Source organism: Nocardioides panaciterrulae, assembly GCF_013409645.1.
GTDB lineage: Bacteria > Actinomycetota > Actinomycetes > Propionibacteriales > Nocardioidaceae > Nocardioides > Nocardioides panaciterrulae.
On sequence record NZ_JACCBG010000001.1, the window covers coordinates 1,941,577 to 1,962,681 of the forward strand.

General features: G+C 72.3%; 20 protein-coding genes. 11 read left to right on the plus strand and 9 right to left on the minus strand.

Going from position 1 to position 21,105, the window contains the following annotated elements:
• Window positions 1–30: 30 nt before the first annotated feature.
• Entirely contained in the window at window positions 31–2,142 is a 2,112-nt protein-coding gene (gene tkt / locus BJZ21_RS09070; RefSeq protein ID WP_343052060.1) for a transketolase, read from the minus strand.
• A 154-nt stretch (window positions 2,143–2,296) separates the two neighbouring features.
• Between tkt and BJZ21_RS09075 the strand changes: the two genes are divergently transcribed.
• Window positions 2,297–3,241, plus strand: coding sequence for a heme o synthase (locus tag BJZ21_RS09075; RefSeq protein WP_179663436.1), 945 nt, complete (start codon window positions 2,297–2,299; stop codon window positions 3,239–3,241).
• 171 nt (window positions 3,242–3,412) lie between these two features.
• Here BJZ21_RS09075 and BJZ21_RS09080 read toward each other — a convergent pair whose 3' ends face one another.
• From BJZ21_RS09080 to BJZ21_RS09110, 7 genes are all read right to left on the minus strand, one after another.
• Entirely contained in the window at window positions 3,413–4,315 is a 903-nt protein-coding gene (locus BJZ21_RS09080) for a COX15/CtaA family protein (RefSeq protein WP_179663437.1), read from the minus strand.
• On the minus strand, window positions 4,312–5,100 hold the full coding sequence (locus BJZ21_RS09085; protein WP_343052061.1) for an ABC transporter permease: 789 nt from the start codon (window positions 5,098–5,100) through the stop codon (window positions 4,312–4,314). The genes BJZ21_RS09080 and BJZ21_RS09085 overlap by 4 nt, the downstream gene beginning before the upstream one ends.
• A complete protein-coding gene (locus tag BJZ21_RS09090; RefSeq protein ID WP_343052062.1) occupies window positions 5,097–6,053 on the minus strand; it encodes an ABC transporter ATP-binding protein in 957 nt (318 codons plus the stop codon). The genes BJZ21_RS09085 and BJZ21_RS09090 overlap by 4 nt, the downstream gene beginning before the upstream one ends.
• 88 nt (window positions 6,054–6,141) lie before the next feature.
• Window positions 6,142–8,502, minus strand: coding sequence for a xanthine dehydrogenase family protein molybdopterin-binding subunit (locus BJZ21_RS09095; RefSeq protein ID WP_179663438.1), 2,361 nt, complete (start codon window positions 8,500–8,502; stop codon window positions 6,142–6,144).
• An 83-nt stretch (window positions 8,503–8,585) separates the two neighbouring features.
• Window positions 8,586–9,239, minus strand: a complete 654-nt coding sequence (locus tag BJZ21_RS09100) for a glycerophosphodiester phosphodiesterase (protein ID WP_179663439.1) — start codon at window positions 9,237–9,239, stop codon at window positions 8,586–8,588.
• On the minus strand, window positions 9,236–9,979 hold the full coding sequence (locus tag BJZ21_RS09105; RefSeq protein WP_179663440.1) for a phosphatase PAP2 family protein: 744 nt from the start codon (window positions 9,977–9,979) through the stop codon (window positions 9,236–9,238). Before BJZ21_RS09105 ends, BJZ21_RS09100 begins: the two co-directional genes overlap by 4 nt.
• A 119-nt stretch (window positions 9,980–10,098) precedes the next feature.
• Entirely contained in the window at window positions 10,099–10,989 is an 891-nt protein-coding gene (locus BJZ21_RS09110) for a lysylphosphatidylglycerol synthase domain-containing protein (protein WP_179663441.1), read from the minus strand.
• A 206-nt stretch (window positions 10,990–11,195) separates the two neighbouring features.
• On the opposite strand from BJZ21_RS09110, the gene BJZ21_RS09115 reads away from it, so the two are divergent.
• The 10 genes from BJZ21_RS09115 (at window position 11,196) to BJZ21_RS20920 (ending at window position 19,550) form a co-directional block, all read left to right on the plus strand.
• Window positions 11,196–11,894 carry a helix-turn-helix domain-containing protein gene (locus BJZ21_RS09115; protein WP_179663442.1) on the plus strand — a complete coding sequence of 233 codons (699 nt, stop codon included), beginning with the start codon at window positions 11,196–11,198 and terminating at the stop codon, window positions 11,892–11,894.
• Window positions 11,891–13,309 carry a Fe-S cluster assembly protein SufB gene (gene sufB / locus BJZ21_RS09120; protein WP_179663443.1) on the plus strand — a complete coding sequence of 473 codons (1,419 nt, stop codon included), beginning with the start codon at window positions 11,891–11,893 and terminating at the stop codon, window positions 13,307–13,309. Before BJZ21_RS09115 ends, sufB begins: the two co-directional genes overlap by 4 nt.
• 67 nt (window positions 13,310–13,376) lie before the next feature.
• Window positions 13,377–14,597, plus strand: a complete 1,221-nt coding sequence (gene sufD, locus BJZ21_RS09125; protein ID WP_179663444.1) for a Fe-S cluster assembly protein SufD — start codon at window positions 13,377–13,379, stop codon at window positions 14,595–14,597.
• Window positions 14,597–14,947 carry a non-heme iron oxygenase ferredoxin subunit gene (locus tag BJZ21_RS09130; protein ID WP_179663445.1) on the plus strand — a complete coding sequence of 117 codons (351 nt, stop codon included), beginning with the start codon at window positions 14,597–14,599 and terminating at the stop codon, window positions 14,945–14,947. Before sufD ends, BJZ21_RS09130 begins: the two co-directional genes overlap by 1 nt.
• A gap of 47 nt (window positions 14,948–14,994) precedes the next feature.
• Window positions 14,995–15,756, plus strand: a complete 762-nt coding sequence (gene sufC, locus BJZ21_RS09135) for a Fe-S cluster assembly ATPase SufC (protein WP_179663446.1) — start codon at window positions 14,995–14,997, stop codon at window positions 15,754–15,756.
• Between the two features lie 34 nt (window positions 15,757–15,790).
• Window positions 15,791–17,071: a cysteine desulfurase gene (locus BJZ21_RS09140; protein ID WP_179663447.1), complete on the plus strand. Its 1,281-nt coding sequence runs from the start codon at window positions 15,791–15,793 to the stop codon at window positions 17,069–17,071.
• Between the two features lie 61 nt (window positions 17,072–17,132).
• Window positions 17,133–17,585 carry a Fe-S cluster assembly sulfur transfer protein SufU gene (sufU, locus tag BJZ21_RS09145; RefSeq protein WP_179663448.1) on the plus strand — a complete coding sequence of 151 codons (453 nt, stop codon included), beginning with the start codon at window positions 17,133–17,135 and terminating at the stop codon, window positions 17,583–17,585.
• Window positions 17,578–17,952 carry a metal-sulfur cluster assembly factor gene (locus BJZ21_RS09150; protein WP_179663449.1) on the plus strand — a complete coding sequence of 125 codons (375 nt, stop codon included), beginning with the start codon at window positions 17,578–17,580 and terminating at the stop codon, window positions 17,950–17,952. The genes sufU and BJZ21_RS09150 overlap by 8 nt, the downstream gene beginning before the upstream one ends.
• Before the next feature lie 73 nt (window positions 17,953–18,025).
• Window positions 18,026–18,856, plus strand: coding sequence for a methyltransferase domain-containing protein (locus tag BJZ21_RS09155; RefSeq protein ID WP_179663450.1), 831 nt, complete (start codon window positions 18,026–18,028; stop codon window positions 18,854–18,856).
• 49 nt (window positions 18,857–18,905) lie between these two features.
• A complete protein-coding gene (locus BJZ21_RS20920) occupies window positions 18,906–19,550 on the plus strand; it encodes an acVLRF1 family peptidyl-tRNA hydrolase (protein WP_179663451.1) in 645 nt (214 codons plus the stop codon).
• A gap of 1 nt (window position 19,551) precedes the next feature.
• On the opposite strand, the gene BJZ21_RS09165 is transcribed toward BJZ21_RS20920, so the two are convergent.
• Window positions 19,552–20,982, minus strand: coding sequence for an amino acid permease (locus BJZ21_RS09165; protein WP_179663452.1), 1,431 nt, complete (start codon window positions 20,980–20,982; stop codon window positions 19,552–19,554).
• Between the last annotated feature and the right edge of the window lie 123 nt (window positions 20,983–21,105).

The window sequence follows — 21,105 nt, forward strand, 5'->3', positions numbered from 1 at the left end:
CCCGTGGTGTCCGCCCCAACCGGGACGGGCTCAGCTGCTGATGCGCAGGCTGTCGCGGGCGGCGTCGGCCACCGCCTCGGCGGTGATGCCGTACTCCTGGAAGATCCGGGCGTAGTCGGCCGACGCGCCGTAGGTGTCGATCGACACGATCCGGCCGTGGTCGCCGACGATCTCGCGCCAGCCCTGGGCCACGCCCGCCTCGACCGAGACCCGCGCCTTCACGGTGGGCGGGATCACGGTCTCGCGGTAGGACGGCTCCTGCTCGTCGAACCACTCGCGGCAGGGCATCGAGACGACCCGCGCCCGCACGCCGTCGGCCGCGAGGAGCTCGCGGGCCGCGACCGCGACCTGGACCTCCGAGCCCGTGGCGACCAGGACCACGTCCGGCAGCCCGCCGCCCGCGTCGACCAGCACGTAGCCGCCGCGGTGCACGTTGGAGGTGTCGGACCAGTGCTCGCCGTCGACCTCGCCGCGCGGGAAGACCGGCACGTTCTGGCGGGTCAGGGCGATCCCGGCCGGGTGGTCGGTGCGCCGGAGCACGGCGTGCCAGGCGGCGGCGGTCTCGTTGGCATCGGCGGGGCGGACCACGTCGAGGCCCGGGATCGCCCGCAGCGCGGCGAGGTGCTCGATCGGCTGGTGGGTCGGACCGTCCTCACCGAGGCCGATCGAGTCGTGGGTCCACACGTAGGTGACCGGCAGGCCCATCAGGGCGGCCAGCCGGACCGAGCCGCGCATGTAGTCGGAGAAGGTGAGGAAGGTCCCGCCGAAGACGCGGGTGCCCCCGTGCAACGTGATGCCGTTCAGGATCGCGCCCATGCCGTGCTCGCGGATGCCGAAGTGCAGCACCCGGCCGGCGTACGGGTCGCCCGACCACTGATCGGTCGAGCGCCCCTGGGGGATGAACGAGCTCGCGCCCTCGATGGTGGTGTTGTTGGACTCCGCCAGGTCGGCCGAGCCGCCCCACAGCTCGGGCATCAGCTTCGCGACCGCGTTGATGACCGCGCCGGAGGCCTTGCGGGTGGCGACGCCCTTCGGGTCGGCGTCGAAGGTCGGCAGCGCCCGCTCCAGGCCCTCGGGCAGGGCGCGGGTCTGCATCCGCTCCCAGGTCGCGAGGACCTCGGGGGAGGCGCCCTTCTTCCAGGCCTCGAACCGCTCCTGCCACTCGGCCTGCCACTTCTTGCCGCGCTCGACCAGCGAGCGGGTGTGGGCGAAGACGTCGGCCGGCACGTCGAACTGCTTCGCGGGGTCGAGGCCGAGCACCTTCTTGGTGGCCGCGACCTCGTCCTCGCCGAGCGCCGAGCCGTGCGCCTTGCCGGTGCCCTGGGCGTCCGGGGCCGGCCAGGCGATGATGGTCTTGAGCACGATCAGGCTCGGCCGGTCGGTGACCGCCTCGGCGGCGCGGACCGCGGCGTACAGCTCGGGGACGTCCTCGGTGTACTCGGTCCCGTCGTTGGTCCAGTCGACGGTCTGGACGTGCCAGCCGTAGGCCTCGTAGCGCTTCGCGACGTCCTCGGTGAAGGCCACGTCGGTGTCGCCCTCGATCGAGATCCGGTTGTCGTCGTAGATGAGGGTCAGGTTGCCCAGCTGCTGGGTCCCGGCGATCGAGGAGGCCTCGGCGCTGACGCCCTCCTCGAGGTCGCCGTCGCTGCAGATGGCGTAGACGTGGTGGTCGAAGACGGACCCGCCGTCACCGGCCTGGGGGTCGAGCAGGCCGCGCTCGCGACGGGCGGCCATCGCCATGCCGACGGCGTTGCCGACGCCCTGGCCCAGCGGGCCGGTGGTCGTCTCGACGCCCGCGGTGTGGCCGTACTCGGGGTGGCCGGGGGTCTTGCTGCCCCAGGTCCGCAGCGACTTGATGTCCTCCAGCTCCAGGCCCCAGCCGCCGAGGAACAGCTGCAGGTAGAGCGTGATCGAGCTGTGCCCCGCGGAGAGGACGAACCGGTCCCGGGCGGGCCAGTTGGGGTCCGCCGGGTTGTGACGCATCACCTTCTGGAAGAGCAGGTACGCCGCGGGCGCGAGGCTCATCGCGGTCCCGGGGTGGCCGTTGCCGACCTTCTGCACCGCGTCCATGGCCAGGGCGCGGACGGTGTCCACCGCCTTCTCGTCCAGGTCGGTCCAGTCCAGCTCAGGGGCTCTGCTCACGGGGATCCTCTCGATGGCTGCGCCTGCCGATCCGGGGAAGGGTCGAACGTCACAGGCGTGGGGGCTCAGGCAGAGCCGAGCCTACTCACCCGGCGCGATACGATCGAACCCAGCAAGCACCCCTGACGGTGACCCGTCCCCCCTGAGGAACTCCGTGACCTTCGTCGGCCAGTCGACCGCTGCTGCCTCCGAGCAGGACACCGGTCGGGCGACGGCGCGTGACGTGGTCGCGGCGTACGTCGGGCTGACCAAGCCGCGCGTCATCGAGCTGCTGCTGCTGACCACCGTGCCGGTGATGTTCTTCGCCGCCCGCGGCATCCCGCCGCTGGGCCTGGTGGTCGCCACCGTCGTCGGAGGCACCTTCTCGGCCGGCTCGGCGTCGGTGTTCAACTGCGTCTACGACCGCGACATCGACGAGCAGATGCGGCGCACCCGCCGCCGCGCGCTGCCCCGTCACATCGTGTCGCCCGGCGCGGCCCTGGTGTTCGGCTTCGTGCTGGGCATCCTGTCCACGGTGATCCTGGCGGTGTGGGTGAACCCGCTCTCGGCGGTGCTGTCGGTGGCCGCCAACGCCTTCTACGTCTTCGGCTACACGATGCTGCTCAAGCGGCGCACCACCCAGAACATCGTCTGGGGTGGGCTGGCCGGCTGCTTCCCCGCCCTGATCGGGTGGACCGCGGTCACCGGCCGGCTGTCGTGGGTGCCGATCGTGCTGTTCGCCGTCGTGTTCTTCTGGACGCCCCCGCACACCTGGGCGCTCGCGCTGCGCTACCGCGAGGACTACGCGGGCGTCGACGTCCCGATGCTGCCGGTCGTGAAGCCGGCGCGCGAGGTCGGGCGCCAGATCGTCGTCTACAGCTGGGTGATGGTCGCCATATCGCTCCTGCTGTGGCCGGTGGCCGGCACCGGGCTGGTCTATCCGGTCGTCGCGGTGGTGCTCGGCGCGGTCTTCCTCGTCGAGGCGCACCGGATGTGGGGCCGGGCGCGCAGCACCGAGGACCTGAGCCGGATCCAGCCGATGCGGCTGTTCCACTCCTCCAACCTCTACCTCTCGCTGCTGTTCGTCGCGGTCGCGCTCGACCCGCTGCTCAGCCGCTGAGCCCGCGGGCGAAGAAAGCTCGCCCGCGAGGCAACCTTCCGGTCCCCGACCGCGTCTGAGTCTTCGACGGCGGCCGGTTCTGTCCACGGGGGTACAGACGGCCGCCGTCGCCATGCCCGGGCTGCCTACGACGGGCGGGCGGCCCGAAGGCGGACCGCAGTGGCCGGCGCCTCAGGAGGAGGCCGGCTCGCGCACCTGCAGCAGCACCCAGGTGACCGCCGCGGAGATCAGCGCCGCGCCGAGCATGTGGAAGCCGACCAGGACGATCGGCAGGCCGGTGAAGTACTGCACGAAGCCGACCGCGCCCTGGGCCACCTCGATCACGAGCAGAACGACGACGGCGCGTACGGCGACGGCGGGGGCCCGGGTGGCCAGCAGGGCGAAGAGCAGGCCCAGGGTCAGGCCGACGAACAGGAAGACCACGTCGGCGTGCAGCTGGCTGAGCTCGAGCGGGTCGAGCCCGTTGCGCGGGGAGCTGGCGTCGCCGGCGTGCGGCCCGGAGCCGGTGACCACGGTGCCGACGTAGAGCACCAGCCAGGCCGCGGCGAAGGTCGCCCACGCGAGCCCGGTGACCGGACCACCGGTGGCGCCACCCAGGGGCGCCGGCCGGTCGAGGCGCTGGAGGAACAGCACGGCGACCCCGATGATTGCCATCGAGCACAGCAGGTGGAACGAGACGATCCAGGGGTTGAGGTCGGTGAGCACGGTGATGCCCCCGATCACCGCCTGGGCCGGGATGCCCAACCCCATGACCAGGGCCAGGCGCCGCAGGTCGCGGCGACCGCTGCGCCAGGCGGCCAGGAACGTCGCGATCGCGACCGCGGTGAGCACGAACGTCAACATCCGGTTTCCGAACTCGATCGCCGCGTGCACGTTGTACGCACCGTGCGGCGTGAACGAGCCGCCGTTGCAGTGCGGCCAGGTCGGGCAGCCGAGGCCGGAGCCGGTGAGGCGCACCGCGCCGCCGGTGACCACCAGCACGATGTTGGCGACCAGGCTGGCCCAGCCCAGCGGGCGCAGCCAGCGCCCGGTGCGGGTCGGCGCGGTGGCGCGGTCGGACTCGGTGGTGGTCATTCCCACGTGAACGTCCTCGCGGTCAGCACGGTTCCGGCGACGGCCCAGCCCAGCAGCACGAGCATGGCGTGCCAGTCGGTGGTGCCGTCGATGAGGGCGACGCGCATCGCGTCGCCGAGCGCCCCGGAGGGCAGCCAGCTGACCACCGCGCCGAAGGCGCCGTACGCCGAGGCCGGCAGCACGACCGCGCCCCCGGCCATCAGCAGCAGGTAGATGAGGTTGGCCGCGGCCAGCGTGGCCTCGGCGCGCAGCACGCCGGCGACGAAGAGGCCCAGCGCGGCGAACGCCGCCGTGCCCAGCACGATCGCCAGCAGCGCGCCCGGCAGCCACGGGTCGGGGTCCCACCCGAGACCGAGCGCGACGACCGAGATGACCACGATCTGCAGCACCTCCACGAGCAGCAGCCCGCCGACCTTGCCTGCGAGCAGGCCGGAGCGGGGCAGCGGTGAGGAGCCGAGCCGCTTGATCACGCCGTAGCGGCGCTCGAAGCCGGTGGCGATCGCCAACGAGGTGAACGCGGTCGACATCACCGCCAGCGCCAGCACGCCGGGCGTGAACACGTCCACGGCGGAGTGGGAGAAGTGGAAGCCGATCCGGTGCGCGCCCTCGACCCCGCCGATCAGCACGATCACCGGGATCACCACGGCCAGTAGCAGCTGCTCGCCGTTGCGCAGCATCAGCCGCGACTCCATCGCGGCCTGTGCGCGCACCATGCGCGGGAACGACGCGGCCCCGGGGCGCGGCGCGAAGGTGCCCGTGGGGCGGGTGGTCCGGTCGGCGTTCACGGCGCCAGCTCCCGTCCGGTCAGCTCGAGGAAGACGTCCTCGAGGTTGCGCTGGCCGAGGGCCAGGGACTCCGGCAGCACGTCGTTCTCCTCGCACCAGCCGGAGACCCGGGCCAGTGTCGAGGCGTCGGCCGGGCCGGTGACGACCAGGCTGAGCTCGTCGAGCTGGGTCACCTCGGTGTGCTGGCCGAGCGTGTGCCGCAGTGACTGCGGCGCGCCGGGCGGGAACGGCCTGGTGACCACGAGCCGGATCGTCGCGGCCCGCCCGTCCTCGCCGGCCCGCGCGCCACGGGTGAGCTCCAGCGGCGTGCCGGAGGCGATCAGCCGCCCGTGGTCGATGATGTGGATGTGGTCGGCGAGCCGCTCGGCCTCGTCCATGTAGTGGGTGGTGAGCACGACGGTCACCCCGTCGGCGCGCACCTCCTCCAGCAGCTCCCAGGTCGCCCGCCGCGCCTGCGGGTCCATGCCCGCGGTGGGCTCGTCGACGAAGATGATCTCGGGGCGGCCCACCACGGCCATCGCCAGGCCGAGGCGCTGCTGCTGACCGCCGGAGAGGCGGCGGTACGGCGTCCGCCCGCAGTCACCCAGCCCGAGCCGCTCGGCGAGCATGTCGATGTCGAGCGGGTCCGCGTGCAGGCGGGACACGTGGCGCAGCATCTCCATCGCGCGCACGCCGCTCCACGCGCCGCCGCCCTGCAGCATCACCCCGATGCGGGGGAGCAGGTCGCGACGCTGGCGCCTGGGGTCCAGCCCGAGCACCCGGACGCTGCCGCCCTGCGGCGAGCGGTAGCCCTCGCAGGTCTCCAGCGTGGTGGTCTTGCCGGCGCCGTTGGGGCCGAGGACCGCGGTGATGGTCTGCCGTCCCACCGTGAGGGAGAGGCCGTCCACGGCGACCTTGTCGCCGTACCTCATCACCAGGCCGTCGACCTCGACGGCGGGCACATCGGTGGACACGCCGCAAGTCTAGGGACGCCGGGTCTGCGGCCCCCGCCCGCGGCGGTGGCGCGGACGGGCGGTGTGGCGCGGGTCTCAGCTCGCGGGGTCAGATCTCGGCGGCCGCAGGCGGCTCGCCGTCCCCGCCGCGGGGCAGCCGGCCGAACGCCTCCGGCGGCTCGCGCCACAGCTGCTGACCGCCGTCGGCCGCGTCGGCGATCGCCCGCCAGACCCGTTCGGGGGTGCAGGGCATGTCGACGTGGCGCACGCCGAGGTGGCTCAGCGCGTCGACGACCGCGTTCTGCACCGCCGGGGTGGAGCCGATCGTGGCGGACTCGCCGATGCCCTTGGCGCCCAGCGGATTCAGGTCCGTCGGCGTCTCGGTGCTGGAGGCCTCCAGCGAGATCGTGTCCGCCGCGGTCGGCATGGCGTAGTCGGCGAACGTCGAGGTCAGCGGGGTGCCCTCGGCGTCGTAGACGAACTGCTCCCACAACGCCTGGGAGATGCCCTGGACGGCGCCGCCGTGCTGCTGGCCGGCGACCACGAGCGGGTTGAGCACCCGGCCGCAGTCGTCCACCGCGATGTGCCGCAGCGGCGTCACCAGGCCGGTGTCGGTGTCGACCTCGACGATCGAGACGTGGGCGCCGAACGGGAACGTCGCGCCCTGCTGGGTGAAGTCGGTGTCGGAGCCCAGGCCGCCGTCGTGCTCGTGCGCCCAGGCGGCGAGCTCGCGCCAGCCGACGCCGGTGCCGACCACGCCGCGGACGCCGAACGTGCCGTCGACCAGCTCGATGTCGGCGGGGTCGGCCTCGAGCATCCGGGCCGCCACGTCGAGGGCCTTGACCAGCACCTCGTCGGCGGCCTGGCCGACCGCGCTGCCGCCCAGCTGGAGCGAGCGCGACCCGCCGGTGCCGCCGCCGGACCGGACCAGCCCGGTGTCGGACTGGATGTAGGTGAGGTCCTCCATGGGGATCCCGAGCTTGTCGGCCACGATCATCGAGAACGACGTCGCGTGGCCCTGGCCGTGCCCGGAGGTGCCGGCCATCAGCGTGGCCGTGCCGTCCTGGTGGACGTGCAGGGAGCCGAACTCCGAGCCCCCGAAGCCGGTGATCTCGACGTAGACCGCGATCCCGATGCCGAGCTGGCGCACCTCGCCGGCGTCCCGGCGCCGCCGCTGCTCGGCGCGGGCCGCCTCGACGTCGGCGATCCGCAGCGCCTCGCGCAGCGGCAGGTCGAAGTCGGCGACGTCGTAGGTCGCGCCGGTCAGGGTGCGGTAGGGGAACGCGTCCGGCGGGATCAGGTTGCGGCGCCGGATCTCCTCCGGCGCGAGACCGAGCTCGTCGGCGGCGAGGTCCACGAGCCGCTCCAGCAGCGCCGCGGCCTCGGGCCGGCCGGCGCCGCGGAAGGCGCCGACGGGCGCGGTGTTGGTCAGTGCGGCGATGCCGTCGTAGGAGATCGCCGGGATGACGTACGGACCCTGGCTCATCAGGTACGTCGGCCCGAGTGCCAGCGCGCCGCCGAACCCGGCGTAGGCGCCGCAGTCGCCGACGACCCGGGCCCGCAGCCCGGTGAACCGGCCCTCGGCGTCCAGCCCCAGCTCGGCGTACTGCACCTGGCCGCGGCCGTGCATCGACAGCATCGCCTCGCTGCGGGTCTCGGTCCAGGCCACCGGACGGCCGAGCGCGCGGGCCGCCGCGATCACCGCGGCGTGATCGGGGATGATGCCGGCCTTGCCGCCGAACGCGCCGCCGACGTGCGGGGCGATCACCCGGACCTGCTCCTTCGCGAGCCCGGTGAAGCGCGCGATCAGGTCGCGGGACAGGTGGGGCTGCTGGGTCGCCAGCCAGACGGTGAGGCCCTCGCCGTCCGGCCCGGCCGTCGGCCGGGCGAGCACCGCGTGCCCCTCCATCGGCGCGGTGGCGATCCGCTGGTTCTCGATCCGCAGGCGTACGACGTGGGCCGCGCCGGCCAGCGGGTCGGCACCGCTCTGGTCGACCCGGCTGGCCGCGATGTTGCTGCCGAGCTCCTCGAACTGCAGCGGGGCGTCCGGGGCCAACGCCGCCTCCATGTCGGCGACCGCCGGGAGGTCGTCGTAGTCGACGTCGACGAGCTCGGCCGCGTCCACCGCCAGCGCCCGGGTCTCGGCGACCACCAGGGCCACCGGGTCGCCCACGAACCGGACCTTGTCGGTGGCCAGCGCGGTGCGGTGCACCTTCGGGTTGACCTCGGCGAACGCCGGCACCGGGTCGTCTCCGAAGGAGGCGGCGGTGAAGACGCCGAGGACCCCCGGGGCGCGCTCAGCCTCGGAGGTGTCGATGGCGGTGACCCGGGCGTGGGCGAACGGGCTGCGCACGAACACCGCATGCGCGGTGCCCTCGAGCCGTTGGTTGTCGACGAACGTGGTCCGGCCCCGGACCAGGTCAGGGTCCTCGACCCGGGGGACGATGTTGCCCAGCAGCGAACCCGGCATGCGCCACTCCTCGCGGTGTCATCGAGCGGGTGGCCCGTCGACGCCGCCGGGCCCGCCCGCAGGCTACCCCCGCGTGGTACAGGTCACTCGCGACGGGCCAGCAGCGTCGCGAGCACGGCGGGCTCGTCGCTGATGATCCCGTTGGCGCCGACCGCGAGCACCGCATCGAGCGTCGCCTCGTCGTTGACCGGCCAGGTCATCACCACCTCGACGTGCTCGCGCAGCGAGGCGACCAGCGGCTCGTCGAGCAGCGTGGCGTGCACGGAGACGCCGTGGACGGGAGGTCCGGCGGCGACCCGCTGGCGCAGCCGGCCGAGCTCGGCCCGGTTGCGCGCCGAGAGCACCGGCCGCACGTAGTCGCGGGTCGCCAGCACCTCGACGGCCGGCCAGTAGCGGGCGCAGACGAGCAGCGGCTGCCGGTGGCCGAGCTCGTGCAGCAGCCGGGCGACGGCTCGCGCCGTACCGATCCGGCGGCCCTTGAGGTCGAGCATGAAGGTCGTGCCCTTCTCGTCGGCCTCGAGCAGCTCGCGGAGCCCCAGGCGCGGCGCGGAGGCCGAGGCGAGCTCCCACCGGTCCCACAGGAACGGCAGCGGCCCGGCGGTCTTGAGGTGCCGCACCTCCAGCCGACCGCGGTGCTGGTGCACGTCGCACTCGATGACGTCCACCCCGAGGTCGTTGGCGGCGTGCAGCCCGGCCAGCGAGTTGCCGGCCCGGTGGGCGATGGCCAGGGGTGTCACGCGGCCTCCTGCTCCCTGCGTCTGGCGCGCCGGCGCTGCAGCCACAGCGCGGTCGCGTGCCCGATCAGCACCAGGACGATGCCGGCGAGCACGTCGAGGACGAAGTGGTTGGCGGTCGCGATCACGGCGTAGGCCATCGCGAGCGGCATCAGGCAGCCGATCACCCGGAGCGCGAGGTTGGTGGTGGCCGAGAAGATCGCCATCCCGACCAGGAGGTCCCAGCCCACGTGCAGGCTCGGGAGGGCGGCGTACTGGTTCACGAACGCCGGGGGCTGCAGGTAGCGGTAGGAGTCGGAGCTCTGGGTGATCGTGTCGACCAGTCCCAGGTGGGCCAGGCGCGGGGGCGCGACCGGGTAGGACACGAAGACCAGCATCCCCAGCGCGCCGGAGACCAGCATCGCATCGCGCAGCCTCAAGAACACCTCCCCGTGGCGCAGCGCCAGCCACGTCATGGTGAGGATGATGACCGGCCAGTGGCCCCAGATGTAGACCCAGTTGCTCAGCGTCTCCAGCAGCGCCGAGCCGTCCAGCGGGGCCTGCAGGCTCGCCTCGACGTCGATCCCGAGCAGGCGCTCGACGTGGAAGAGGTCGCGGGCGTGCTCCAGGGCGAGCCGGGTGGAGGAGTCGGTGAGGCCGCGCACCCGGAAGTAGACGAACGCGCCCAACAGCACGATCGCCGCCTGCTCGAGGACCCATGGCAAGCGGTTGCGGGCCCACGGGGACGCCCGCGAGAGGTCCATGCGGCCATGCTCTCGGCCGGCGGGCCGGGGTTCGGGAGGCGAAGGTCCCCTGACGGCACACCATGTGGCCGAAGGTGGCCGAAGGTGGCCGAAGGTGGCCGGAGGTGACCGTCAGGCGGTCACGCCAGGGCGGGGACCGCCGCCGCGCCTCGCCGGGCCGCCCACCGGGCCAGCCCCAGGCTGACCCCGCCGAGCAGCAGGGCGGGGGCCCACGCCACCGCGGCCTTGATCGCGACGGCCGCGACCGCCGCGGTCCACGGCACGCCCAGGGCGACCAGGGCGACGACCAGTGCCCCGTCGCGGGGGCTGGCGCCGTTCGGCCCCGGGATCGCCCCGGCGATCTGGCTGGCCCCGAACGCGCCGAGGACGGCCAGCGGGGAGAGGACGTGCCCGGTCGCGTCGAGGGTGCCGAGGAGCAGCGCGGCGATGGAGAGCTGGTAGCCGGCCGAGAGCAGCAGCCCGTGCGCGAGCTGTCGCGGCGGGGGCAGCGGGCGCCGGGGGAGCAGGTCCGGGCGGACCCGGCGCACCACCAGCAGGGTGAGCAGGACGGCCGCGCCCAGCCCCGCCGCGCCCAGCAGCAGCCGGGTCGGCAGCGCGGTGCCGGCGAACGCCACGAAGGCCGCGAGCCCGATCGCCCCGACCAGCCGGTCGGCTCCGACGCTCATCAGCGCGTCGCCGCGAGCCAGCCCGGCCCGGGTGAGCCGGTGGATCCGCCACACGTCGGCCCCCACGTGGCCCGGCGTGAGCAGGCCGAGCAGCTCGGACTCGGCGTACGCCCGCAGGTGCCAGCGGCGGCCGAGGTCGGCGTCGGTGAGTGCGCGCCAGCGCAGCGGGCAGAGGACGTACTTGCCGATGATCCAGGGCAGCAGCCCGATCAGCACCGGCCAGGGGCTGACCGCCGGTAGCGAGGGCAGGGTCAGCGCGGGGACGAGGATGCTGATCAGCACACCGAGAACGAGCGTGATGCGGGAGTGGACCACGCGGTGGAGGAGGGTGCGGAGCTGGTGCATCGGGGCCTTCCGGAGGACGCCGGGAACGAGGACCGGTGTCTTCTTGACACCTACCCGCTATCGAGTGAAGCAAAACCTCGGGCCACCCCCAACTGCGTGCCCTGAATGGGGTACGCAGGGGCGCCGAAGGGCCATCGACCCGGGTCCGAATGGGGTAAGGGAGGCCTTACTTGAACGACCCCGGTCATTAACGGCACACTGATGTTGTGGAATTCGACCAGAAGCGCGTCGACGCGACGCCCGACCAGCCCACGCGCCAGCGTGTGGCCCGGTCGATCCTGGTCGACGGTCCCTCCACCGCCGTCGCCCTCGCCGAGCGCCTCGACCTGACGCCCGCGGCCGTCCGCCGGCACCTCGACCAGCTGCTCGAGGAGGGCACGATCGAGGCGCGCGAGCCGCGCACCCGGGCCGCCCGCGGTCGCGGCCGCCCCGCCAAGGTGTTCGCCCTGACCGAGGCCGGTCGCGACGGCTTCGACCAGAAGTACGACGACCTGGCGGCGCAGGCGCTGCGGTTCCTCGACGAGACCGGGGGCGAGGACGTCGTCCGGGAGTTCGCCCGCCGTCGCGTGGCGTTCATCGAGGAGCGCTTCGACGTCGTGGCCGAGGCGGACCCGACGCTGACCCCGGCCGAGGTGCTGGCCCGGGTCCTCACCGACGAGGGGTACGCCGCGGGCGTGCGGGAGATCGCGGTGGGGGAGCAGCTGTGCCAGCAGCACTGCCCGGTCGCCCACGTCGCCCACGAGTTCCCCCAGCTGTGCGAGGCCGAGACCGAGGCGTTCAGCCGGGTGCTCGGCCGCCACGTGCAGCGACTGGCCACGATCGCCCACGGCGACGGGGTCTGCACCACATGCATCCCCCACACGTCTCCATCCACCGGCAAGACGAAGGAGCAGGTCACCACATGACGACCATCGACGAGCGCAACCCCGAGCTCGAGGGCATCGGCCGCTACGAGTTCGGTTGGAGCGACCCCGACGTCGCCGGTTCCTCCGCGCAGCGCGGTCTCAACGACGCGGTCGTGCGCGACATCTCCGGCAAGAAGAACGAGCCGCAGTGGATGCTCGACCTGCGCCTGAAGGGCCTCAAGCTCTTCGGTCGCAAGCCGATGCCGACCTGGGGCTCGGACCTGTCGACGATCGACTTCGACAACATCAAGTACTTCGTCCGCTCCACCGAGAAGCAGGCGACCTCGTGGGAGGAGCTCCCCGAGGACATCAAGAACACCTACGACCGGCTCGGCATCCCGGAGGCGGAGAAGCAGCGCCTGGTCGCGGGCGTCGCCGCGCAGTACGAGTCGGAGGTCGTCTACCACCAGATCCGCGAGGACCTGGAGGAGCAGGGCGTCATCTTCCTCGACACCGACACCGCGCTGAGGGAGCACGAGGACCTGTTCCGGGAGTACTTCGGCACCGTCATCCCGGTCGGTGACAACAAGTTCGCGGCCCTGAACACCTCGGTGTGGTCCGGCGGCTCGTTCATCTACGTCCCCAAGGGCGTGCACGTCGACATCCCGCTGCAGGCCTACTTCCGGATCAACACCGAGAACATGGGCCAGTTCGAGCGGACCCTGATCATCGTCGACGAGGGTGCCTACGTGCACTACGTCGAGGGCTGCACCGCGCCGATCTACAAGTCGGACTCGCTGCACTCCGCGGTCGTCGAGATCATCGTGAAGAAGGGCGGCCGGTGCCGCTACACGACCATCCAGAACTGGTCGAACAACGTCTACAACCTGGTGACCAAGCGCGCCACCTGCGAGGCCGGCGCCACCATGGAGTGGGTGGACGGCAACATCGGCTCCAAGGTCACGATGAAGTACCCGGCCGTCTACCTGATGGGCGAGCACGCCCGCGGGGAGACGCTGTCGATCGCGTTCGCCGGCGAGGGCCAGCACCAGGACGCCGGCGCGAAGATGGTGCACGCCGCGCCGCACACCTCGTCCTCGATCCTGTCCAAGTCGGTGGCGCGCGGCGGTGGCCGCACGTCCTACCGCGGCCTGATCCAGGTCAACGAGGGCGCTTACGGCTCGAAGTCCAACGTGCTCTGCGACGCGCTGCTGGTCGACCAGATCAGCCGCTCGGACACCTACCCCTACGTCGACATCCGCGAGGACGACGTGTCGATGGGCCACGAGGCGTCGGTCTCGAAGGTCTCCGACGACCAGCTCTTCTACCTGATGTCGCGCGGCATGGAGCAGGACGAGGCGATGGCGATGATCGTCCGCGGCTTCGTCGAGCCGATCGCCAAGGAGCTGCCGATGGAGTACGCCCTCGAGCTCAACCGCCTGATCGAGCTGCAGATGGAGGGCGCGGTCGGCTGACCTGCCCCCACCGGAGGCGCCTGTGACGCTGCCGACCCGACCGTCCCCGAAAGAGAGAGCAGGACCTGTGACTGTGACCGACGCTGCGCGTGAGAGCGTGGAGTCCGCCCTGGAGCTGTCGAAGGTGGAGTCCCACCTCCACCCCGAGGGCTCCTTCGACGTCGCCGAGCACCCGGTGCCCACCGGGCGCGAGGAGATCTGGCGGTTCACGCCGCTCAAGCGGCTGCGAGACCTGCACGCCGACGCCGACCTGTCCGCGGACACCATCGTCACCGAGGTGCAGGCGCCCGAGGGCGTCACCATCGAGCAGCTCGAGGTCGGCGACCCGCGGCTGGGCAGCTCCGGCTTCGTCCCGGTCGACCGGGTCAGCGCCCGGGTCTGGCACCAGGCGACCGAGCGGTACGCCGTGACCGTGCCGAAGGAGACCGAGCTCGACGCGCCGGTCTTCGTCGACGTCACCGGCACCGGCACGCAGGGGGCGGCCTCGAGCCACGTCGTGGTCACCGCCGAGCCGTTCTCGAAGGCGACCGTGGTCTTCCGGTTCACCGGTTCGGCCACGCTGGCCGACCTCACCGAGGTCGTCGTCGGCGACGGAGCCCAGCTGACCGTGGTCAGCATCGACGACTGGGCCGACGACGCGGTGCGGCTGGGCCACCGGCACGTCCGGGTCGGCCGGGACGCGACGTTCAAGCACGTCGACGTCTCCTTCGGCGGCGACGTGCTGCGCCACGACTCCACCGCCGAGTACTCCGGCCCCGGCGGCTCGGTGGAGATGCTCGGCCTCTACTTCGCCGACGGCGAGGAGGGCCGCGGCCAGCACATCGAGCACCGGCTGTTCGTCGACCACGCCGCGCCCAACACCCGCAGCAACGTCGTCTACAAGGGCGCGCTGCAGGGGGAGGGGGCGCACACGGTGTGGATCGGCAACGTGCTGATCCGCAAGGTCGCCGAGGGCATCGAGACCTACGAGGAGAACCGCAACCTCGTGCTCACCGACGGCTGCCAGGCGGACTCGGTGCCGAACCTGGAGATCGAGACCGGCGAGATCGCCGGCGCCGGCCACGCCTCGGCCACCGGCCGCTTCGACGACGAGCAGCTGTTCTACCTGCGCTCGCGCGGGATCGAGGAGGACGAGGCGCGCCGCCTGGTCGTCCACGGGTTCTTCAACGACCTGATCCGCCGGATCGCGGTCCCGCAGATCGAGGAGCAGCTCACCCGGACCGTCGAGGCCGAGCTGGCCAAGAACGTCCTCAAGGCGTTCCCGGTCGCCGCGGGGGAGGACGCCTGATGGCCTTCGAGCGCGTGTGCGGCGTCGACGAGGTGCGCCCGGACGAGGCCTTCGCGGCCACCGTGGGCGACCTCGAGGTGGCTGTCGCCCGGGCCGGTGACGACTTCTACGCGGTGCAGGACCTCTGCTCCCACGCCGCGGTGGCGTTGAGCGAGGGGGAGGTCTCGGTCGACGCCGGGGGAGAGTGCCAGATCGAGTGCTGGCTGCACGGCTCCCGCTTCGACTTGCGCAGTGGCAAGCCCACCGGGCTGCCGGCCACCGAGCCGGTCTCGACGTTCCCGGTCGAGGTCCGCGCGGACGGCGTCTACGTCGACGTGGCCGAGACCCTCAACGGCGTCGAGCCGTCCTGACCCACCAGACGCCAACCAGACTCAGACACAAGGAAGAGACGAGACCAATGAGCACGCTGGAGATCAAGGACCTGCACGTCACGGTCGAGACCGAGGACGGCGCCAAGGAGATCCTGAAGGGCGTCACGCTGACCATCGGTGACGGCGAGACGCACGCGATCATGGGGCCGAACGGGTCGGGCAAGTCCACGCTGGCCTACTCGCTGGCCGGCCACCCCAAGTACACCGTCACCGGCGGCACGGTCACCCTCGACGGTGCGGACGTGCTGACCATGTCGGTCGACGAGCGGGCCCGCGCCGGCCTGTTCCTCGCCATGCAGTACCCCGTCGAGGTGCCCGGTGTCTCGGTCGCGAACTTCCTGCGCACCGCCAAGACCGCCATCGACGGCGAGGCCCCGAAGCTGCGCACCTGGGTCAAGGACGTCAACGGTGCCCTCGAGCGGCTCGACCTCGACGCGACCTTCTCGCAGCGCTCGGTCAACGAGGGCTTCTCCGGCGGCGAGAAGAAGCGCCACGAGATCGCCCAGCTCGAGCTGCTCGACCCCAAGGTCGCGATCCTCGACGAGACCGACTCCGGCCTCGACATCGACGCGCTCAAGGTCGTCTCCGAGGGCGTGAACCGGTTCCGCGAGCAGGAGGGCAAGGGTGTTCTGCTGATCACCCACTACACCCGCATCCTGCGCTACATCCAGCCCGACCAGGTGCACGTGTTCGTCGACGGCCGGATCGCCGAGCAGGGCGGCCCCGAGCTGGCCGACCAGCTGGAAGCCGAGGGCTACGACAAGTACGTCAAGGCCGCGGCGGTCTGAGCCCGTCGTACCCATGTCTGTGAAAGGAGACCTGATGGAAGGCCTGCTTCCCGAGCTGGAAGTCATCCGCAAGGACTTCCCGATCCTCGGGCGCACGCTCGCGGGCGGCCACCCGCTGGTCTACCTCGACAGCGCCAACACCTCCCAGAAGCCGCAGGTGGTCATCGACACGATGGTCGACCACCTCGAGCGGCACAACGCCAACGTCGCCCGCGCCATGCACCAGCTCGGCGCCGAGGCGTCGGAGGCGTTCGAGGGGGCCCGCGACAAGGTGGCGGCGTTCATCAAGGCGCCCAGCCGCGACGAGGTGATCTTCACCAAGAACGCCTCCGAGGCGCTCAACCTGGTCGCGAACACGCTGGCCTGGGCCCGGGGCGACTGGAGCGACGGGGTGGGCGCGATCGGTGAGGGCGACGAGGTCGTCATCACCGAGATGGAGCACCACTCCAACATCGTCCCGTGGCAGCTGCTCACCGAGCGCAAGGGCGCCACCCTGCGCTGGTTCGGGCTCACGGAGGACGGCCGGCTGGACACCTCGAACATCGAGGAGCTGATCAACGAGCGGACCAGGGTCGTCGCTCTCACCTGGGTCTCGAACATGCTGGGCACGATCAACCCGGTCGCCGAGATCGCGCGCAAGGCCCACGAGGTCGGCGCGCTCGTGGTGGTCGACGCCTCCCAGGCGGCGCCGCAGCTGCCGGTCGACGTCGCTGGCCTGGCCGCCGACGGCGTCGACTTCGTCGCCTTCACCGGCCACAAGGTCGTCGGCCCGACCGGCATCGGCGTGCTCTGGGGCCGGCGCGCGGTGCTCGACCAGCTGCCGCCGTTCCTCGGCGGCGGCGAGATGATCGAGACCGTCCGCATGGAGCGCTCCACCTTCGCGCCGGTGCCGCACAAGTTCGAGGCCGGCACGCCGCCGATCGTCGAGGCCGTCGGTCTCGGCGCCGCGGTCGACTACCTCAGCGCCGTCGGGATGGAGGCGATCCACGCCCACGAGCAGGCGATCACCGGCTACGCGCTCGAGGGCCTGGCCACCGTGCCCGGCCTGACCGTGCTCGGGCCGCTGGACGCCCGCCAGCGGGGCGGGGCGATCTCGTTCGAGCTGGAGGGCGTGCACCCCCACGACGTGGCGCAGGTGCTGGACTCCCGCGGCATCGCCGTGCGGGCCGGCCACCACTGCGCGAAGCCGGCCCACGCCCGCTTCGGCGTGCAGAGCTCGACGCGGATGTCGTCGTACCTCTACACCACGCCGGCGGAGATCGACGCGCTGGTCGCCGGGCTGGAATACACCCGTTCGTACTTCAAGTTGGGATGAGGATGACCACCCCACGAAGAGACTCGCTCCGCTCGCTTCTCGCGGGGAGCCCGGAGGAAGCATGAGCCAGGATCTGGATGCCCTGTACCAGGAGATCATCCTCGACCATTACAAGTTCCCGCACCACAAGGGCCTGCGGGAGCCGTACGAGTCCGAGGTGCACCACGTCAACCCCACCTGCGGCGACGAGGTGACCCTGCGGGTCCACCTCGACGGCGACGTGGTCGGCGACGTCTCCTACGACTCGGTGGGCTGCTCGATCTCGCAGGCGTCGGCCTCGGTGATGACCGACCTGCTGATCGGGAAGTCGGTCGACGAGGCGCTCGCCGTGCACGAGAGGTTCCTGGAGCTGATGCAGGGCCGCGGCACCGTCGAGCCGGACGAGGAGGTGCTGGAGGACGGCATCGCGTTCGCCGGCGTCGCGAAGTTCCCGGCCCGCGTGAAGTGCGCACTGCTGTCGTGGATGGCCTGGAAGGACGCCACCGCTCGAGTCATGGAGGAGAACAATGCCTGACCACACCGACCTGCCCGAGGTTCCCGAGGCCGTTGCCGGCGGGGGTGCCGGCACCTCCACCGTGAGCGTGGACGACGTCACCGAGGCGATGAAGGACGTCGTCGACCCCGAGCTCGGCATCAACGTCGTCGACCTGGGCCTGGTCTACGACGTGCACCTCGACGAGAGCTCCAACGTGGTGCTCGACATGACGCTGACCTCGGCGGCCTGCCCGCTCACTGACGTGATCCAGGACCAGACCGTCGCGGCGCTGGAGGGCATGGTCAACGACGTCGCGATCAACTGGGTCTGGATGCCCCCGTGGGGCCCCGACAAGATCACCGACGACGGCCGCGAGCAGCTGCGCGCCCTCGGCTTCAACGTCTGAGGGACGCCGCGGGACCGGCGGTCGGTCTGTACCGGGTCATGACGCCGCGGCAGCCCTCGGCTAGGTTGCCCGGGTGACCCACGCGACGACGGCAGCGACGGCGAGGACCGGGGGCGCCGGCTGGACCGCGGTGGCCGAGGCCTATCGGGACACGTTCGCGCCGCTGTGCGCCGGGACGATCCCGGCCGTGCTGCGGGCCGCTGCCCTGCGTGGCGAGGACGCCCGCCGGGCGCGCGTCCTCGACGCGGGCGCCGGCACCGGCAGGCTCACGGCGGCGCTGCTGTCCACCGGGGCCGCGGTGAGCGCCGTGGACCCCGACGAGGCGATGCTGGCGCTGGCGGCCGAGACCGCGCCCGACGCGCAGTTGGGCCGGGCGGCGCTACCGCACCTGCCGTACGCCGCCGCCAGCTTCGACGTGACGGTCGCCAACTTCGTCGTCAACCACGTGGCCGATCCCCGGGCCGGCCTGCGCGAGCTCGCTCGCGTCACGCGCCGCGGCGGCCGGGTCGTCGTGACGATCTGGCCCTCGGGCCACAACACCCAGTCCCGCTTGTGGGCGGAGGTGCTCGAGGCGAGCGGCGCTCGCGACGTGCCCGCCACCCGGCTCCCCGCCGCCCTCGACTTCCCCCGCACCGTCGACGGTCTCAGCGGGCTGCTGAAGGGTGCGGGCCTGAGGCAGGTCGCCTCGGGGACGCTGCGGTGGACCCATCGGACCACGCCGGACGCCCTGTGGCGCGGCGCGGACGCCGGCATCGGCGGCATCGGGACGACGCTGCGCGCGCAGACCGCCGCGGTGCGCGCGCGGATGAAGCTCGAGCACGACCGCTGCGTCCGGTCCTTGACGCACGCCGGTGAGCTGGTGCTGCCGACGACCGCGATCCTGGCGGTCGGCACCAGGAGCTGAGGCGGCCGCCGCCCCGGCTCTGCTGCGACGACTCGGCTAGCGTGACCGGGTGCCCACCGTCCTCGTGCCCGCGTCCCGGCTCGAGCGCTGGGTCCGCAACTTCGACGGCCGGCACGGGACCACGGCGCTCGCGGTGGACGGCGGGGCGCTGACCGGCGCAGCGGCCGACGGTTCGACGTTCGTGGCCCACCTGCCTCTGGCCGGGCGGTACGCCGGGCTCCCCGACGTCGCAGGCTTCGCGGCCGCGGCGGGTGAGCTGCCGACGGACTGGGGCGTGCTGCTGGTCCGCAAGGGCGGCTTCGCGGTGGCCCGGATGGCCGGCGAGCGGGTGGCCGGCTCCAAGGTCGGCCAGCGGCACGTGCAGGGGCGGACCAAGGCGGGCGGCCAGAGCCAGCAGCGCTTCGCCCGGCGCCGCGACAACCAGGCGCGGCAGGCCTACGAGGCCGCGGCCGACCACGCGGCGCGCCTCCTCGGCGACCTGCGCGGCCCCCTGGTGGCCGGCGGGGACCGCGGCGCGGTGCACGAGGTGCTCGACGACCCCCGGCTGGCCCGGCTCCGGCCGGTCGAGCCGTGGCTGCCGGTGCCGGACCCCCGGCGAGCGGTGCTGGACGAGGCGATCGGCCATGCCGTCGCGCTGCGCGTCGACGTGACCAACGCCGACGCCGGCGGCGACGAGGCCAGCGACCGGGCCTGAGTCAGGAGCCCGTGGCGGGCTGCTGCTCCCCGGTCGCGACCCGGGTCGGGGCGACCGAGCCGCCCATCGCCCGGGTGACGGCCCACGCGACGAGGGCGACGGCCCAGGACGCCAGGCCCAGCAGCAGCTGCGACCGGGTGTCCGCACTGGCCCCCAGCTGGACCAGCACCGCCAGGACGCCGGCGATCGTGACGATGGTGAGGAACGGGAAGAGCCACATCCGTACGACGAGCTGGTCGTCGGGCGTGCGCCTGCGCAGCACCAGCTGGGAGACCGCGATCAGCAGGTAGACGAAGAGGATCACCGCGCCCGAGGAGTTCAGCAGGAACAGGAAGACCGTGTCGGGAGAGGTGTAGGCCGCGATCACGCTCAGGAAGCCGATCACCGTGGAGCTGAGGATCGCCCAGGCCGGGACACCGCGTCGGTTCACCCGGACCAGGCCCTTGGGTGCCTCCTTGCGCTCGGCGAGCACGAAGAGCATCCGGGAGGCGGTGTAGAGACCGGAGTTGAGGCACGAGAGCACGGCGGTCAGCACCACGGCGTTCATCAGCTGGTCGGCGTAGGGGATGCCCATCCGCTGGAAGGCCGCGACGTACGGCGAGGCGCCGAGCTCGTTGTCGTTCCACGGGACGATGCAGACCAGCAGGATCATCGAGCCGACGAAGAACGTGGCCACCCGCAGGATCACCGACTGGGTCGCCCGGGCGATCGCCCGCTCGGGGTCCGAGGACTCGGCGGCCGCGACGGTGGCGATCTCGGCCCCGACCATCGAGAAGACCACGACCACGATGCTCGAGAAGATCGCCCCGAACCCGTGCGGCAGGAAGCCCCCGTGACTCGTCAGGTTGCTGACGTCGAAGGAGTGGCCGGGCCACAGCCCCACGACGAAGAGCGTGCCGAGCACCAGGAACACCACGATCGCGAACACCTTGATCCCGGCGAACCAGTACTCGAACTCGCCGTAGGACCCCACCGAGAACAGGTTGGTGGCGGTCATCAGGACCATCAGCGCCAGGGAGAGCACCCACAGCGGGGCGTCGATCCAGAACGTGAGGATCTTGGCGCCGGCGACCGCCTCGAAGCCAACGACGATCACCCAGAAGTACCAGTAGAGCCACGCGACCGAGAAGCCCGCCCAGCTGCCGAGGGCGGTGCGGGCGTAGTCGGCGAACGAGCCCGTAGAAGGGTTCGCGGTGGCCATCTCGCCCAGCATCCGCATCACGAGCACGATCAGCACCCCGGTGACCAGGTAGCTGAGGAAGGCGGCCGGTCCGGTCTGGTTGATGACCACGCCGGAGCCGACGAACAGGCCGGCGCCGATGACGCCGCCGATCGCGATCATCGTCAGGTGCCGCTGCTTGAGGCCGCGGCGGAGGCCGGGAGCGGGCGAGCCGGGAGCGGGGGAGCCGGGCGTGGGGGAGGACTGCGCCATGGGTGCCTCGCTGGTGGTCGGGTGCCGGGGGCCTGCCGGTGCTCCTACCCGCTGTGACCGCCACCAACCCTCACCACCGGATGCCTGGAACGAGATGCCTGGAACGAAGTCGCCGAGCGCCTA

Bases quoted from the DNA above. Each gene is read 5' to 3' on its own strand.
- BJZ21_RS09080 (WP_179663437.1), bottom strand. From the start codon at position 4,315: ATGACCACCACCGAGTCCGACCGCGCCACCGCGCCGACCCGCACCGGG.
- BJZ21_RS09130 (WP_179663445.1), top strand. From the start codon at position 14,597: ATGGCCTTCGAGCGCGTGTGCGGCGTCGACGAGGTGCGCCCGGACGAG.
- BJZ21_RS09150 (WP_179663449.1), top strand. From the start codon at position 17,578: ATGCCTGACCACACCGACCTGCCCGAGGTTCCCGAGGCCGTTGCCGGC.
- BJZ21_RS09140 (WP_179663447.1), top strand. From the start codon at position 15,791: ATGGAAGGCCTGCTTCCCGAGCTGGAAGTCATCCGCAAGGACTTCCCG.
- BJZ21_RS09095 (WP_179663438.1), bottom strand. From the start codon at position 8,502: ATGCCGGGTTCGCTGCTGGGCAACATCGTCCCCCGGGTCGAGGACCCT.
- sufU (WP_179663448.1), top strand. From the start codon at position 17,133: ATGAGCCAGGATCTGGATGCCCTGTACCAGGAGATCATCCTCGACCAT.
- BJZ21_RS09165 (WP_179663452.1), bottom strand. From the start codon at position 20,982: ATGGCGCAGTCCTCCCCCACGCCCGGCTCCCCCGCTCCCGGCTCGCCC.
- sufB (WP_179663443.1), top strand. From the start codon at position 11,891: ATGACGACCATCGACGAGCGCAACCCCGAGCTCGAGGGCATCGGCCGC.
- BJZ21_RS09105 (WP_179663440.1), bottom strand. From the start codon at position 9,979: ATGGACCTCTCGCGGGCGTCCCCGTGGGCCCGCAACCGCTTGCCATGG.
- BJZ21_RS09110 (WP_179663441.1), bottom strand. From the start codon at position 10,989: ATGCACCAGCTCCGCACCCTCCTCCACCGCGTGGTCCACTCCCGCATC.
- sufC (WP_179663446.1), top strand. From the start codon at position 14,995: ATGAGCACGCTGGAGATCAAGGACCTGCACGTCACGGTCGAGACCGAG.